This window comes from Actinomycetospora atypica, from assembly GCF_042653685.1.
Lineage (GTDB): Bacteria > Actinomycetota > Actinomycetes > Mycobacteriales > Pseudonocardiaceae > Actinomycetospora > Actinomycetospora atypica.
The window spans coordinates 16,500-30,880 of record NZ_JBHSIV010000014.1; the positions used below are offsets into that span (position 1 = coordinate 16,500).

General features: G+C 72.3%; 18 protein-coding genes and 1 tRNA gene. 14 read left to right on the forward strand and 5 right to left on the reverse strand.

The window, feature by feature from the left end; all coding sequences use genetic code 11:
• Window positions 1-18 precede the first annotated feature (18 nt).
• Together ACFPBZ_RS14715 and ACFPBZ_RS14720 are read left to right on the forward strand one after the other, a co-directional pair.
• The gene (locus tag ACFPBZ_RS14715; RefSeq protein WP_378036820.1) at window positions 19-651 is read left to right on the forward strand and encodes a rhomboid family intramembrane serine protease; all 633 of its coding nucleotides are present in this window, start codon (window positions 19-21) and stop codon (window positions 649-651) included.
• A gap of 9 nt (window positions 652-660) precedes the next feature.
• On the forward strand, window positions 661-1,419 hold the full coding sequence (locus tag ACFPBZ_RS14720) for an MBL fold metallo-hydrolase (protein ID WP_378036821.1): 759 nt from the start codon (window positions 661-663) through the stop codon (window positions 1,417-1,419).
• Between the two features lie 18 nt (window positions 1,420-1,437).
• On the opposite strand, the gene ACFPBZ_RS14725 is transcribed toward ACFPBZ_RS14720, so the two are convergent.
• Complete coding sequence (locus ACFPBZ_RS14725; RefSeq protein WP_378036822.1) at window positions 1,438-2,883, reverse strand: DHA2 family efflux MFS transporter permease subunit; 1,446 nt, start codon at window positions 2,881-2,883, stop codon at window positions 1,438-1,440.
• 88 nt (window positions 2,884-2,971) lie between these two features.
• Here ACFPBZ_RS14725 and rph point away from each other — a divergent pair, with 88 nt between their 5' ends.
• The 6 genes from rph (at window position 2,972) to ACFPBZ_RS14755 (ending at window position 6,606) form a co-directional block, all read left to right on the forward strand.
• Window positions 2,972-3,715 (forward strand): ribonuclease PH, encoded by a 744-nt coding sequence (gene rph / locus ACFPBZ_RS14730; RefSeq protein ID WP_378036823.1) that lies wholly within the window; start codon window positions 2,972-2,974, stop codon window positions 3,713-3,715.
• The gene (gene rdgB / locus ACFPBZ_RS14735) at window positions 3,712-4,317 is read left to right on the forward strand and encodes an RdgB/HAM1 family non-canonical purine NTP pyrophosphatase (RefSeq protein WP_378036824.1); all 606 of its coding nucleotides are present in this window, start codon (window positions 3,712-3,714) and stop codon (window positions 4,315-4,317) included. The genes rph and rdgB overlap by 4 nt, the downstream gene beginning before the upstream one ends.
• Window positions 4,314-4,922: a class I SAM-dependent methyltransferase gene (locus tag ACFPBZ_RS14740; protein ID WP_378036825.1), complete on the forward strand. Its 609-nt coding sequence runs from the start codon at window positions 4,314-4,316 to the stop codon at window positions 4,920-4,922. Before rdgB ends, ACFPBZ_RS14740 begins: the two co-directional genes overlap by 4 nt.
• Window positions 4,897-5,736 carry an alpha/beta fold hydrolase gene (locus tag ACFPBZ_RS14745; RefSeq protein ID WP_378036826.1) on the forward strand — a complete coding sequence of 280 codons (840 nt, stop codon included), beginning with the start codon at window positions 4,897-4,899 and terminating at the stop codon, window positions 5,734-5,736. Before ACFPBZ_RS14740 ends, ACFPBZ_RS14745 begins: the two co-directional genes overlap by 26 nt.
• 126 nt (window positions 5,737-5,862) lie before the next feature.
• Complete coding sequence (locus ACFPBZ_RS14750) at window positions 5,863-6,519, forward strand: HNH endonuclease signature motif containing protein (protein ID WP_378036827.1); 657 nt, start codon at window positions 5,863-5,865, stop codon at window positions 6,517-6,519.
• A 12-nt stretch (window positions 6,520-6,531) separates the two neighbouring features.
• Window positions 6,532-6,606 (forward strand) — tRNA-Leu (locus ACFPBZ_RS14755).
• 1 nt (window position 6,607) lies between these two features.
• On the opposite strand, the gene bcp is transcribed toward ACFPBZ_RS14755, so the two are convergent.
• A complete protein-coding gene (gene bcp, locus ACFPBZ_RS14760; protein ID WP_378036828.1) occupies window positions 6,608-7,081 on the reverse strand; it encodes a thioredoxin-dependent thiol peroxidase in 474 nt (157 codons plus the stop codon).
• Between the two features lie 145 nt (window positions 7,082-7,226).
• On the opposite strand from bcp, the gene ACFPBZ_RS14765 reads away from it, so the two are divergent.
• The 5 genes from ACFPBZ_RS14765 (at window position 7,227) to ACFPBZ_RS14785 (ending at window position 10,753) form a co-directional block, all read left to right on the forward strand.
• Window positions 7,227-7,448: a DUF3618 domain-containing protein gene (locus tag ACFPBZ_RS14765; RefSeq protein WP_378036829.1), complete on the forward strand. Its 222-nt coding sequence runs from the start codon at window positions 7,227-7,229 to the stop codon at window positions 7,446-7,448.
• Window positions 7,449-7,544: 96 nt separating this feature from the next.
• Window positions 7,545-9,275, forward strand: coding sequence for an AMP-binding protein (locus tag ACFPBZ_RS14770; RefSeq protein ID WP_378036830.1), 1,731 nt, complete (start codon window positions 7,545-7,547; stop codon window positions 9,273-9,275).
• Window positions 9,272-9,691, forward strand: coding sequence for an acyl-CoA thioesterase (locus ACFPBZ_RS14775; RefSeq protein ID WP_378036831.1), 420 nt, complete (start codon window positions 9,272-9,274; stop codon window positions 9,689-9,691). Before ACFPBZ_RS14770 ends, ACFPBZ_RS14775 begins: the two co-directional genes overlap by 4 nt.
• 83 nt (window positions 9,692-9,774) lie before the next feature.
• On the forward strand, window positions 9,775-10,197 hold the full coding sequence (locus tag ACFPBZ_RS14780) for a hypothetical protein (protein WP_378036832.1): 423 nt from the start codon (window positions 9,775-9,777) through the stop codon (window positions 10,195-10,197).
• 25 nt (window positions 10,198-10,222) lie between these two features.
• Window positions 10,223-10,753: a DUF3558 domain-containing protein gene (locus ACFPBZ_RS14785; protein WP_378036833.1), complete on the forward strand. Its 531-nt coding sequence runs from the start codon at window positions 10,223-10,225 to the stop codon at window positions 10,751-10,753.
• A 36-nt stretch (window positions 10,754-10,789) separates the two neighbouring features.
• Here the strand turns inward: ACFPBZ_RS14785 and ACFPBZ_RS14790 are convergent, their stop codons facing one another.
• Window positions 10,790-11,065 carry a DUF6247 family protein gene (locus tag ACFPBZ_RS14790; protein ID WP_378036834.1) on the reverse strand — a complete coding sequence of 92 codons (276 nt, stop codon included), beginning with the start codon at window positions 11,063-11,065 and terminating at the stop codon, window positions 10,790-10,792.
• 88 nt (window positions 11,066-11,153) lie between these two features.
• Between ACFPBZ_RS14790 and ACFPBZ_RS14795 the strand changes: the two genes are divergently transcribed.
• Window positions 11,154-11,720, forward strand: coding sequence for a cadmium resistance transporter (locus tag ACFPBZ_RS14795; protein ID WP_378036835.1), 567 nt, complete (start codon window positions 11,154-11,156; stop codon window positions 11,718-11,720).
• Window positions 11,721-11,778: 58 nt separating this feature from the next.
• Here the strand turns inward: ACFPBZ_RS14795 and speD are convergent, their stop codons facing one another.
• Together speD and ACFPBZ_RS14805 are read right to left on the reverse strand one after the other, a co-directional pair.
• Complete coding sequence (gene speD / locus ACFPBZ_RS14800; RefSeq protein ID WP_378036836.1) at window positions 11,779-13,041, reverse strand: adenosylmethionine decarboxylase; 1,263 nt, start codon at window positions 13,039-13,041, stop codon at window positions 11,779-11,781.
• Between the two features lie 18 nt (window positions 13,042-13,059).
• Entirely contained in the window at window positions 13,060-14,220 is a 1,161-nt protein-coding gene (locus tag ACFPBZ_RS14805) for a type III PLP-dependent enzyme (protein WP_378036921.1), read from the reverse strand.
• Window positions 14,221-14,381 lie beyond the last annotated feature (161 nt).

Here is a 14,381-nt window from a genome sequence, read left to right on the forward strand (position 1 = left end):
GTCGGTATCGTCGGGGACGTGACGAAGCCAGACGTTCCGGTCAAGCCGCGGGTCCTCCCGGCACACCCGATGCGGGCGGCCACCGGGATGGTCGTGTTCCTCGCCGTGCTGTGGGCGATCGAGGCCGCCGACCAGTTCGTGTTCGGCGGCGCGCTCGACCAGGACGGCATCGCCGCCCGGCAGATCGACGGGCTGTCGGGGATCCTCTGGGCGCCGCTCCTGCACGCCGGCTGGGCGCACCTGATCGCGAACTCGGTGCCCTTCGTGGTGCTCGGCTTCCTCGTGCTCGCGGGCGGGTTCGGACAGTTCCTGGCCGTGACCGCCCTCGTCTGGCTGCTGGGCGGCTTCCTCACCTGGCTGACCGGGTTCGGCGTGACGGTCGGGGCGTCCGGCGTGATCTTCGGCTGGCTCGCGTTCCTGCTCTTCCGTGGCTTCTTCGCCCGCTCGGGCCGCCAGATCGTGCTCGCCGTCGTGCTGTTCCTGGTCTACGGCGGGGTGCTCTGGGGTGTGATCCCGGGGACGCCCGGGGTGTCCTGGCAGGCCCACCTGTTCGGGGCGTTGGCGGGGATTCTCGCCGCCCGGTTCGTCGCCTCCGCGGATCGCCGCACCCGTCCCTCCGGTGGAGTGTCGCCCTCTCCGATCGGGCCGTAGGGTGCGCGCGTGGAACTGATCGTCCTGGGGTGCTCCGGCAGCGGTGCCGGTCCCACCTCCCCGGCGTCCGGGTACCTCGTGCGCACGGAGGGGACCACCCTCGCGCTCGATCTCGGCAACGGCACGTTCGGTCCGATGCAGCGCCACATGGACCCGTTCGACCTCGACGCCGTGGTCCTCTCGCACCTGCATCCCGACCACTGCGCCGACGTCTCCGGCCTCGTCGTGCACCGGCGCTACCACCCCGACGGCCCGGGCAAGGTGCTCCCGCTGCACGGCCCGAGCGAGTCCGAGGTGCGCCTGGCCGTCGCGTACGCGCCCTCCTCCGACGAGCGCGTGGCCACCGACCTCACCGACGTCTTCGACTACCACGTGTTCGCCGACGGGCCGGCCGGCGTCGGGGAGATCGCGCTGTCGAGCGCGCCCGTCGACCACCCCTGCGAGGCCTACGGGGTGCGCCTGGAGCACCAGGGCCGCACGCTCGTCTACTCCGGCGACACCGGTCCGTGCCGCAGCCTCGTCGAACTCGCCCGCGGCGCCGACGTGCTGCTCTGCGAGGCCACGTGGACCGACTCGCCCGACCGCCCGCCCGGCGTGCACCTCTCGGGCAAGCAGGCGGGGCAGACCGCGCGCGAGGCCGGGGTGGCGCGGCTCCTCATCACCCACGTCCCCGCCTGGTACGACGGCGAGGAGCTGCTCGCCGAGGCGCGGACGCAGTTCGACGGCCCGGCCGAGCTGGTCGAGCCCGACGGGCGCTACACGATCTGAGCCGTCCCGCTGCTCGTCCTAGGGGCGGGCGGCGGAGGGCTCGTCGACCGGCTCGGGGGCCTCGCGCGCCGGCGGTGAGGTGCGCGGCAGCAGGGATGCGACGAGGCCCGCGAGGACGACCGCGACCGCGGCGACCGCGAAGGCCCTCGTCGTGCCGGCCGTGGACGCGGCGGCCGTCGTGGCGCCCTCGGCGGTGAGCGTCGCCGCGCGGGCCGTGGCGAGGGTGGAGAGGACCGACAGCCCGATCGCCCCGCCGACCTGGCGCGACGTGTTGAGCAGGCCCGACGCGAGTCCCGCCCGGTCGCGCGGCAGGCCCGAGGTGGCGGCGCCCGCGAGCGGGGTGAGCGCGATGCCCATGCCGAGCCCCACGGCGACGCCCGGACCGAGCACCCCGCCGACCCAGGTGGATTCCGGCGTCAGCAGGGAGAACCACGCGAAGCCGGCCGCCGTCAGGAAGGCGCCGCCGACCAGCAGTGGACGGGTGCCGACGCGCCCCAGGAGCCGGGACGACAGCTGGGACCCGATCACGATCGACCCCGACTGCGGCAGGAACGCGAGCCCCGCCGCCAGGGCGTCGAACCCCAGCACGTTCTGCATGTGGAGCGAGACGAAGTACCACATCGCGAACATGGCCGAGGCGATCAACGCCATGGTCGCGTTGGCGACGCTGACCGTGCGGACCCGGAAGATGCCCAGCGGGACCAGCGGGGACGAGATGCGGGTCTCGAGGAGCCCGAAGCCGGCCAGCAGGACGACCGCGAGGACGAAGCTGCCCCACGTCAGCGGCGAGCCCCAGCCCGCCGACTCGCTCGAGACCACGCCGTGGACGAACGCCACGAGCCCGCCCGTCACCAACAGAGCGCCGCCGGTGTCGAGCCGCGGGCGGTTCTCGGCCCGGGTCTCGCTGATCGCGAGGACGGCCAGGCCCGCCGTCAGGAGCACCACCGGCACGTTGACCAGGAAGATCCAGCGCCAGCTGAGGAAGTGCACGAGCAGGCCCCCGGCGATGCCGCCGACGGCCCCGCCCACTCCGCCGATGGCCGCCCACGCGCCGAGCGCCCGGGAGCGGGCCGCGCCCTCGGCGAACGTCGTCGTGAGGATCGTCAGGGTGGCGGGGGAGAGCACGGCGCCGCCGAGGCCCTGCGCGGCGCGGGCGGCCAGGACGAGACCGGGGGAGTCGGCCAGACCCCCGACGAGGCTCGCGGCGCCGAAGAGCGCGAGCCCGACCAGGAACATCCGCCGCCGGCCGAAGAGGTCCGCCGCGCGCCCGCCGAGCAGCAGGAAGCCCGCGAACGCGAGCGTGTAGGCGCTGACCACCCACTGCAGGCCGACCGCGGAGAAGCCCAGGGCCTCCCGCATCGCCGGCAGGGCGACGTTCACGATGGACACGTCGAGCACCACCATGAACTGCGCGAGGCAGGCGACGACGAGGACGAGCCGCTCGCGCCCGGGTGCGGTGGTCACGGACTGCACGCTAACCCCGGGGTCCGACGGCCCGCCGCCCAGAAGCCCGTCGTCCGTGGCTGTCGGACCCGCCTCCTAGGGTGGTCGTGTGGCACGCAGTGACGGCAGGTCCGACGACGAACTCCGCCCCATCGAGATCCGGCGGGGATTCCAGCAGCACCCCGCGGGATCGGTGCTGGTCTCCTTCGGCAACACGCGGGTGCTGTGCGCGGCGAGCGTCACCGAGGGCGTGCCGCGCTGGCGGCGCGACTCAGGGCTGGGGTGGCTCACCGCGGAGTACGCGATGCTGCCCTCGGCCACCCACACCCGCAGCGACCGCGAGTCGGTCAAGGGGAAGGTCGGCGGGCGCACGCACGAGATCAGCCGGCTCATCGGCCGCTCGTTGCGCGCCGCGATCGACCTCAAGGCCCTCGGGGAGAACACGATCCAGCTCGACTGCGACGTGCTCCAGGCCGACGGCGGCACCCGCACCGCGGCGATCACCGGGGCGTACGTGGCGCTGGCCGACGCGGTCACTTGGCTCGGGGCGAGGAAGAAGCTGGCCGACCCGCAGCCGCTGTCGTGCTCCATCGCGGCGGTCTCGGTCGGCGTCGTCGACGGTCGCGTGCGTCTCGACCTCCCCTACGAGGAGGACAGCCGCGCCGAGGTCGACATGAACGTCGTCGCCACCGACGCCGGCACGCTCGTCGAGGTCCAGGGCACCGGCGAGGGCGCCACCTACACGCGCAGGACGCTCGACCAGATGCTCGACTCGGCGCTCGCGGGCATCGCCCGCCTCACCGAGATCCAGGCCGAGGCGCTCGCCGAGCCGTACCCGGGGGAGCTCGGATGAAGGTCCTCCTCGCCACGCGGAACGACGCCAAGCTCGCCGAGCTGCGGCGCATCGTCGCGGAGCTGGGGGTCGAGGTCGTCGGGCTCGACGAGGTGGAGCCGTTCGACGAGGCCCCCGAGACGGGCGCGACCTTCGCCGAGAACTCCCTGGCGAAGGCCCGCGACGCGTGCGCCGCGACCGGCATGCTCGCCGTCGCGGACGACTCGGGGCTGGCCGTCGACGCGCTGAACGGGATGCCGGGTGTGCTCTCGGCGCGCTGGTCGGGCGCCACGGGCGATCGTCGGGAGAAGGACGTCCGCAACCTCGCGCTCGTGCTCGACCAGATGGCCGACGTCCCCGAGGAGCGGCGCGGTGCGGCGTTCGTCTGTGCCGCCGCGGCCGTGAGCCCCGACGGGCGCGAGGCCGTCGTCACCGAGCAGTGGCCCGGCCGGCTGATCCGCTCGCCGCGCGGGGTGAACGGCTTCGGGTACGACCCGGCGTTCGTGCCCGAGGGGGAGACCCGCACGTCGGCCGAGATGTCGCCCGCGGAGAAGGACGCGGTGTCGCACCGGGCCCGGGCGTTCCGCGCCCTCGCGCCGGAACTGCGCGCGCTGCTGACGTGACCGACCAGTACTTCGCGGACGACCCCTCCGCGCCGTCGTCGCCCGTGCCGGCGCGGTTCGCGGTCGGGGAGCTCACGTTCGCCGCGACCACCGACTCCGGGGTCTTCGCCCGCGGCCGGCTCGACAAGGGCACGCGGGTGCTGCTCGACCACGTCCCGGAGCCCGAGGACGACGGCGATCTGCTCGACCTCGGCTGCGGCTGGGGACCGATCGCGCTCTGGCTCGCCTCGGTCCGGCCGCACGCGACCGTGTGGGCGGTCGACGTGAACACGCGCGCCCTGTCGCTGGCGGAGGCCAACGCCAAGGCGGCCGGCCTCGGGAACGTCCGGGTCTGCCGGCCCCACGAGGTGCCCGCCGACGTGACGTTCGCGGGGATGTGGTCGAACCCGCCGATCCGCGCGGGCAAGGCCGCACTGCACGACCTGCTGCTCCAGTGGCTGCCGCGCGTCGACGGGTCGTCGTACCTCGTCGTCTCGAAGAACCTGGGGGCCGACTCGCTCGGCCGCTGGCTCGGCGACCAGGGGTACCGGGTGTCCAGGCTGTCGTCGAACGCGGGATACCGCGTGTTGGAGGTCATCGATGCTGGCGGTGGAGCGGAGCGGTAGCGGGACCCCCGTGCTGTGTCTGCACGGGTGGCCTGGAGGGGCGTCGGACTACCGGTTGCTGACGCCGTTGCTGGTCGACGTCGCCGACGTGGTGGTGCCGCACCTGCCGGGGTTCGGGAGATCGTTCACCCCGGAGGACGCCATGCGCCCGCCGTCGGACTTCGACCGCGACCACATCGTCGCGGCGCTGGTCGAGGTCATGGAGTCGCTGTCGCTCGAGCCGGCGGTGGTCGTGGGCTACGACGTCGGCGTGACGACGGCCGTCGCGCTCGCCCGCGAGGCCCCGGAGCGGGTGCGGGCGGTCGTCACCGGCAACCTGCTCGGCCCGTCGGCGATGGGTCCCGCCGCGCTCGACCTGCGGCGGCGCTCCGAGTACTGGTACCAGGACTTCCACCAGCTCGAGCTGAGCTCGCGGCTGATGGACGGCAACCCCGCCGCGGTGCGCACCTACCTGGAGCACTTCTGGTCGCACTGGGGTGCGCGGCCCGAGGCCGTGGTGGACGAGCAGCTGGTGGAGGACTACTCGCGGCCGGGCGCGTTCAGCACCTCGCTCAACTGGTACCGCTCGGGGACCTCCACGCTCTACGGCGCGCTGGCCCTCGCCGACGGCGGCCCGGTGCCGACGCCGGTCGACGTCCCGGCCTCGGTGCTCTGGGGCGCGAAGGACCCGCTGTTCCCGGCTGAGTTCGCCCCCACCGCGAAGGAGTTGCTGCCGCGCGCCGAGGTGCAGGTGCTCGACGAGGTCGGCCACTTCACGCCGATCGAGGCGGCGGGGGAGATGGCGGCGGCGATCCGCTCGCACCTGCGGCTCTGACTCCTTCGCCGCCCGAGTGGGCGCTCACGGTCGTCGTCGAAGCCGACGGCGCCCACTCAGCGGTGAGATGGGCACGGTTGCCGCAATCGCCCGCTGATCGAACATGTGTTCGAATATGATCGACTCATGCCACGCCAACGCTCCTGGACCGACGACCAGCTCCGCGAGGCCGTCGCCGCCAGCTCCACCCTCGCGGAGATTCACCAACGTCTCGGCCTCAAGCCCGGCAAGTACGAGGTGATGCTCAAACACATTGATCGGTTGGGCTTGCCGCGTGCGCACCTCACCACCGTGGTCAATGGCCGAGTGCGCGCCTCTCGCGACGGAACGTGTTCAGACGACCAGCTGAGGAAGCTCGTTCTTGAATCGACCTGCTTGTCCGAGGTCATCAGGGCTCTGGGGAAGGAGCCGAACGGCGGTTACCACCGGTGGATCGACGGGCGCATCAGAAAGCTCGGCCTGGACACCTCACACTTCACGGGCCGGGCTTGGTGGCGGGGCAAGGAGTTCCCGGAGCGGCGGTCGCGGTCGCTGGCGAAGGTGTTGGTCGAGGGGTCGACGGTGTCCTCCTCGGAGCTGCGTAGGCGACTCATCCGCGAGGGGCTCAAGGAGGAGCGGTGCGAGCAGTGCGGACTCTCCGAGTGGCAGGGCAAGCCGCTCCCGCTCCAGCTCGATCACATCAACGGTGACCACGCCGACAACCGGCTCGAGAACCTCCGTATCCTGTGCGGCAACTGTCACGCCCAGACCGACACGTGGTGTGCGCGAGGACGGAAGAAGTAGTCCAAGAGCAGAGCCGGCGTAGCCCAACTGGCAGGAGGCACCGGTCCTAGGAACCGGACAGTGTGGGTTCGAATCCCATCGCCGGCACTCAGAGCTTCAGATCGCGCAGCAACCGGCCCACGTGGCCGGTGGCCTTCACGCCGTACTGCGCCTCCTCGACCTTGCCCTCGGCGTCGACGAGGAAGGTCGAGCGGATGACGCCCATCGAGGTGCGCCCGTACATCGTCTTCTCGCCGTAGGCACCCCACGCCTGCATGACCGACTTGTCGGCGTCGGAGAGCAGCGGGAACGTCAGCCCCTGGTCGGCGCGGAACTTGGCGAGCTTCTCCGGCTTGTCGGGCGAGATGCCCAGGACGGTGATGCCGGCGTCGTTGAAGGTGGTCAGGTTCTCGGTGAAGTCGCAGGCCTGCTTCGTGCAACCCGGCGTCCCGGCGGCGGGGTAGAAGTAGACGACCACGCGGCCGCCGCGGAGGTCGGCCAGCGACACCGTCTCGCCCGTGTCGGAGGTCAGCGAGAAGTCGGGGGCGACGTCACCCGGGGTCAGACGGTTATCGGTGGCCACGGGCGGGCAGGATACCGCTCGTATGTGACGGCCTACCGCGCGGCGCGTCGTCCCACGACAGACCGCGCCGGAAGGTCACGATGCCGCCACGATGGGCGGCAGCGAGGTGCTGCGGCACGTACCTAAGAGGACGAGGGAGGGTTCCGTGGCACGCGACCCGGACACCATCGAGCGGGAGATCGAGCAGGCGCGAGAGGCGTTGGCCGGGGCGCTGGACGAGCTCTCCGAGCGAGCGAACCCGCAGCGTCTGCAGGAGCAGGGCAAGGAGATGGCGGCCGAGAAGTGGGCCGACCCGAAGATCAAGTACAGCGTGATCGCCGCGGGCGCGTTGATCGGGCTGCTGCTGCTGCGCAAGCTCCTGAAGTAGCACGGGACGACCGGTGTGGGCGGGTGCCCCGAGGTGATAGGAACCTCGGGACGCCCGCCTTCTCCGTTTCCGCAGCTCCTCGGAGGTTCCCCCGCCGTGTCGACGTCGTCGTCGCAACTGACTCCCGCCGCCCAGGCGTTCCGCGCCGCGCGCGACCTCCTGGTCGAGCGCCAGACCGACTACGACGCGGCCCGTCGCGACTTCACCTGGCCGCAGCTCGACGAGTTCAACTGGGCGCTCGAGCACTTCGACGCGATCGGGCGGGACCCGTCGTCGGCGGACCGGGCGGCCCTGTGGATCGTCGAGGGCGACGGCTCGGAGGCGAAGTACTCCTTCGCGACGATGACGGAGCGGTCCAACCGCGTCGCGAACTGGTTCCGGTCGCTCGGGGTGGGCCGGGGCGACCGGATCATCCTCATGCTCGCCAACCAGGTCGAGCTCTGGGACACGATCCTCGCCGCGATGAAGCTCGGCGCGATCCTCATCCCCTCGACCCCGATGCTGGGCGCCGCCGACCTGCGCGACCGAATCGACCGCGGGGCCGCCCGCCACGTCGTCGTGCGGGACGCCGACGTCGACAAGTTCGCCGACGTCCCGGGCGACTACACGCGGATCGCGGTGGGGTCGGACATCCCGGAGGGATGGCACGACTTCGGCCAGGCCGACTCGTCGTCGGGAAGCTTCGAACCCGACGGCCCGACGAAGGCCGACGAGACCCTGCTCCTGTACTTCACCTCCGGCACCACCTCGAAGCCGAAGCTCGTGCAGCACACGCACGTCTCCTACCCCGTCGGGCACCTCTCGACGATGTACTGGATCGGGCTGCAGCCCGGCGACGTGCACTGCAACGTGGCCTCGCCGGGGTGGGCGAAGCATGCGTGGTCGAACGTGTTCGCCCCGTGGTGCGCCGAGGCGACCATCTTCATCTACAACTACAGCCGCTTCGACGCGGACGCGATGCTGAAGACCCTCGTCGACCACGGCGTCACGACCTTCTGCGCACCGCCGACGGTGTGGCGGATGCTCATCCAGGCGGACCTGAAGGCGTGGACGGTGCCGATGCGTGAGCTCGTCGGGGCCGGCGAGCCGCTCAACGCCGAGGTCATCGAGCAGGTCCGGGACGCGTGGGGCCTGACGATCCGTGACGGGTTCGGGCAGACTGAGTCCTCGCTGCAGATCGCGAACACGCCCGGGTCCCCGGTCAAGGACGGCTCGATGGGCCGTCCGCTGCCGGGCTTCGAGATCGCGCTGGTGGATCCCGTGTCGGGCCAGGTGGGCGACGAGGGCGAGATCTGCGTCGACCTGTCGAAGCGGCCCGTCGGCCTGATGGTCGGGTACGCCGACGACGACGAGCGCAACGCCGAGGTCATGCGCGACGGCTACTACCACACCGGCGACGTCGGCTCCCGCGACGCGGACGGCTACATCACCTACGTCGGCCGCTCCGACGACGTGTTCAAGGCGTCGGACTACCGCATCTCCCCGTTCGAGCTCGAGAGCGTGCTGATCGAGCACGAGGCGGTCGCCGAGGCCGCCGTCGTCCCCTCGCCCGACCCCCTGCGCCTCGCGGTCCCGAAGGCCTACGTGGTGCTCGCCCGCGGCTTCTCGCCCGACGAGTCGACGGCGCGCTCGATCCTCGAGTACTGCCGCCAGCACCTCCCCGCCTACAAGCGCGTGCGGCGCCTGGAGTTCGCGGACCTGCCCAAGACGATCTCCGGGAAGATCCGTCGGGTGGAGCTGAGGGGCCGGGAGAACGAGCTGCGCCCCTCGGGCACCGAGACCCCCGAGGGAGAGTTCACGGACGAGGCCCTCGGGCTGCGGTCGTGAGCTTCTCGTTCCCGGTGGTGCCGCGGTACTCCGAGATCGACCAGCAGGGCGTGGTGTTCTTCGGGCACTACCTCACCTGGTGCGACGAGGCGTTCACGGCGTACCAGGCGTCGCTCGGCTACCCGTACCCCGACATGATCGCCGACGGGGTCGACATCCAGATCGTGCACGCCTCGCTCGACTACGCCTCCTCGGTGCACTGGGGCGATCTCGTGGTGATCGGGGTGGAGAACGAGAAGGTCGGGACGACGTCGCTGACCTCTCGGCTCGTCGTGCGCCGGCGTGCCTCCGACGACCAGCCGTGGGGCGACGCGGTGACCGTGCAGCTGGTGCACGTGTGCGTGGACTCGACCTCGTTCACGAAGGTGGCGGTGCCGGAGCGGCTCGCGAAGGGGCTGGCGGTCGCTCGCGCGTAGAGGGTCGGGGCAACCGTGTCCGATGGACACGGTTGCGCCGAAGCCGTCCCGACGAGCGCCGTGTCGGGTTAGCGTGGTCGACCGTGAGCGTCCCCCGGCCGCCCGGGCCACCCGTGCAGGCGTCGGACCCGGCGCGGCTGTCGACCGGGCAGGTCCTGCCGCGCCGGGCCGTGGAGATGCCGAGCGGCGGCTCGTTCAGCGTCGACCTCGAGCGCGCTCCGCAGACGATCCGCGAGCTTGAGAGCGCTCGCGATCAGCTGGCCGAGTTGATGGTCGTGGCCGTGAGGCTCGGCAAGGTCGATCCCGGCACGAGCGACGAGGTGAGTAGAGACGCTGCCTCTGTGCTCGGCGCGGTGGCGACAGGAGGGCAGGGCTCGCTCCTCTGGGCACTCCGGTCCGGGGTCGACCGGCTCAACCTCCTCATCGACGCGGTACGGGCCGAGATCGCGACGTACAGAAACGCCGAGGTAGCGAATCGGTACGGCTTTGGTCCGAGCCAGGCGTAGGTCGTTGCTGGCGGTCCTCGCACTGGTGGCCCTGACCTCCTGCGCCAGTCGTCAGGTCCCTCCCGAGCAGACGACCAGCAATGTTCTTCCCGATCGATATGGTGCGCCTTCGGTCGAGCGACCAGTCGACGTTGCGGGAGTCGTCGACAGGCCTTGCTCTTCGTTGCTCACGGCTGCGGAGCTACGGGCGCTCGGCTACGTGTCGCCGGGTCGAGAACGGCGAATCCTCGATGTCGACGACTGCTATTGGGTCGCCACCGACCAGCAGAGCTTGAGCCTCGCCGTCGATGCCGATCGAGACCTGCTCGCTGACACCTATCGCACTCGGAACGATCCCGTCTTCGTTCCGACGACGGTCGAAGGCTTTCCGGCCGTACGTCAGAAGAGCAGCCCGGGTGCCCCCAACATCTGCACCCTCACGACGGGACTCGGTCCCCGGCAGGCACTCGAGGCGACGTGGGTCGGCCGCGGCGAGCCGCGACCCGGCAACGACGCATGCGAGTTCGCCGAGCAGGCGACTGCCCTCGTCGTCCGGAAACTTCCGCCGGCCCGCTGACTCCCGAGCCTGGAGCAGCGTCGTCAGGACCGGCGGTCAGTGCTGCGACCAGGCTCCGGGCTCGTCCTGCTCCCAGAGCCCGAACAGGTCCCCCGAGCGCGCCCGGGTCAGCTGCGCCTGCTCCTCCGGGTCGAGTGGGTTGACCCGGATCGCGGCGGTGCCCCACCACCGGTCGAGGACCTCCTGGACGGCCGCTCGGTCGAGCGCGGCCCCGAGCTCGGCCTCGAATGTCGCGCACTCCTCGGGGGACACGGCGAGCAGGGCGGCCCGGATCGCCGGACCCGTGCGCCGGACCCTCGTCGCGTCTGCCACGACCCGAGAGTGCCCGAACGCCCCGACGTCGTTGTGCTCCTCGCTCGGGCGCGCGGGTCGACCTGGGGCGACCTAGGGTCTCGATCTCGTGGACGTCTCCACGCTCACCCGGGCCGTCGTCATGTTCGTCGTGACCAACATCGACGACCTCCTGCTGCTCGCCCTCTTCTTCGGGCAGGCGCGGCGGCGCGGGGCCGCGGCGGGCATCGTCGTCGGGCAGTACCTGGGCTTCGGCGCGATCCTCGTGCTGTCGGTGGCCGGGGCGTTCGGGGCGGCGCTCCTCCCGCCCGCGGTGATCCCCTACCTCGGGCTGGTGCCGATCGCGCTGGGGCTGCGCGCCGCGTGGCAGGCGTGGCGGGGGAGCGGGGAGGACGACGAGCCGCAGATGGCGCCCGGCCCGCTCGCCGTAGCCGGCGTCACCCTCGCCAACGGCGGCGACAACCTCGGCGTCTACGTCCCGGTCTTCACGACGACGAGCGGCGCCGGCCTGGTCGTCTACGTCGCGGTGTTCCTCGTGCTGGTGGGCGTCTGGTGCTTCCTGGGCCGGTACCTCGCGACCCGCGCCCCGGTCGCCCGCGCCCTCGCCCGGTACGGCCACGTGGTGCTGCCGGTGGTGCTGATCGGGATCGGGCTGCTGATCCTCGTCGGCGCCTGACCGAGCGGGCACCCGGAGGGGTCGGGGGAGGCCCGGGACCCCTCCGGGTGCCCGGTGATCAGTCCCTGCCCGCGCGGATCGCGAACGGGAGGATCGAGCCCCGCAGCAGGGCCCGGGCGTCCATCGACGTCAGCGACGGGAACCGGTCGAGCCGCGAGGAGGCGAGCGCCACCGGGTCGTCGACGGAGTCGAGCCGGCCGGTCAGGTAGGCCCACTCGTGCTCGTCCGAGCAGTACGGCAGCACCGTCGGGAAGACCGACGAGAACCGGTCGGTCATCCGCCCGAGCGTGTCGTTGCGCCACACCGTCGGACAGCCCGCCTGCGAACACACGACACCGCCGGGCGCCAGCACCGCGGCGCACCGCTCGAGGAACGGGGTGCCGTAGAGGCGGGCGTGCTGGGCGGGGTCGTCGACCTCCACCGGCTCGTCGGGCAGGTCGACGATGACGACGTCGTAGCGGTCACCGGCCGCGGCGGCCGCGGCGAGGAACTCCCAGCCGTCCGCGTAGTGCACCCGCACCGGCCCGTCGTGGGCCTCGGCCGACGCGAGCTCCGCGGGCGAGTAGCCGTAGGGCAGCAGCTCGGCGCAGCGCCGGACGCACTCGGTGTCGATGTCGACGTGGTCGACCACCGAGGCGCCCGCGGCCATGGCGAGCTGCGACACGACCCCCTCCGACGACCCGACCACCAGCACCCGGTCCACCCGGTCGGCCAGCAGCAGCGGGGGCACGGCGAGGGCCTCGTGGTAGACGAGCTGGGTCTGCTCGGTCGACTGCCGCTCTCCGTCGCAGAACAGCGAGATCCCCTGCGCGGTGCGCGCGACGATCATGTCCTGCCACTCGGTGCGGCCGCGCCAGAGCACCTCGTCGATCCGCCAGCGCCGCCGCATCCCGTCGGCGAGCGGCTCGTCGACCTCGCGCTGCCCGACGGCGTCCGGCGCCAGGCCGGCTCCGCGCGCCACGATCTGCGCGCGCACCTCGATGGCGCCCATCTCGCGTCCGAGCACCTCGACGATCCGTTCGGGATCGGCGTGCTCTCCGCAGGTGAAGACGTCGACGAACGCGGCGCCGGCCTCCGGGTAGGCGTGCACCGAGGCGTGGGACTCGGCCAGCAGCGCGAGCACCGTGGTGCCCTGCGGCTCGAAGCGGTGGGTGACGACGTCGAGCGTGGTCGCGCCGCCGTCGTCGAGGGCGGTGCGCAGGGCGCGGGCGACGGCGGCGTCGTCACCGAGGAGCGCGGGGGACACCCCGCGCAGCTCGGCGAGCACGTGGCGGCCGGCGAACGAGGGCGCGGGGGCGTCGGAGGTCAGGGGGGTCGTCAATCAGGGGTCCTCTCGGGGTCACGGAGTGGAACGGATCAGGGTGGGGAGCGGCGGGAGGCCGTTGAAGCCGACCGAGGCGTAGCTGGAGGTGTACGCGCCCGCACCGAGGAACTCCACGACGTCCCCCGGCGCGAGCGCCAGCGGGAGCCGCACGTCGGCGCGGCGGTAGAGGACGTCGTCGCCGTCGCAGGTGGGGCCGGCGAGCACGACGGGGCCGGTCGGGGCATCGGCAGCGTGCCCGGGGGTCCGCAGCCGGTAGACGATCATCTCGCCCTCGGTCTCGGCGAGGCCCTGGTAGCGCCCGACGTCGAGGTAGACCCACCGGCGTCCGAGGCGCTCGGTGACGAGGACGACCTCCGCGACGAGCACCCCGGCGTCGGCCACGAGCGCCCGCCCGGGTTCGGCGACGAGGTGCGGTCGCCAGTCGCCGAGCTCGGACCGGATCGCCTCGACGACGGACGCGAGCGGTGGCACCGGGCCGGCCGCGTGCCTCGTCGGGAAGCCCCCGCCGACGTTGAGCTCCGCGACCGGTTCGCCGAACTCCTCCACGGCCCGGCGGGCGGCGGCGATGCCGCGGCGCCACGACGACGGGTCGGTCTGCTGCGAGCCGGGGTGGAAGCCGACGCCGTGGGCGCGCAGTCCGGCGTCGCGGGCGCGCCGCAGCAGCACCGCGGCCTCGTCGGGGGCCACGCCGAACTTGCCCGCGAAGGGGGTGGCCGAGCCCAGGTCGTCGACGCCGAGGCGCACGGTCACCGCGCAGCCGGGCGCGAGGCGGGTGAGCAGGTCGACGTCGGGCGCGGCGTCGGTGGTGAAGCGCGTGACGCCGGCGGCGACCGCCGCCCGGACGTCGGAGGCCTTCTTCACCGGGTTGCCCCAGCTCATCGCGCGCGGCTCGACGCCCGCGAGCAGACAGGCGTCGAGCTCGCCGACGCTCGCCAGGTCGACGCTCGTCCCGAGCCGCGCGAGGAGGGCGAGAACCTCGGGATGCGGGTTCGCCTTCACCGCGTACGCGGGCTCCGCCTCGGGGAACGCGGCGCGGAATTCGCGGTACCGCTCGGCGACGATCCCCAGGTCCAGCTCCAGACGGGGGCTCGTACTGCTCTTTCCGGACGAGGAGGTGAGCGGGTCGAGGCCGTTGTCCTCCGCCTGCACGGCCTGCTGTGCACCCACGCCGTCCATCGTGCCCTGTGAGGTCGTCACGAGGTCTCCGAATCGTCTGACGTGAGACGTAACGGACGCGTACTGTCCGGAGATCTCCTGGTCTGGCGGGATCGGGAGTGGCGGGTCGGGGAGAAAGCAGGGGACGTATGCCTTCGGGCTCCCAGGGAGGATGGGAGACG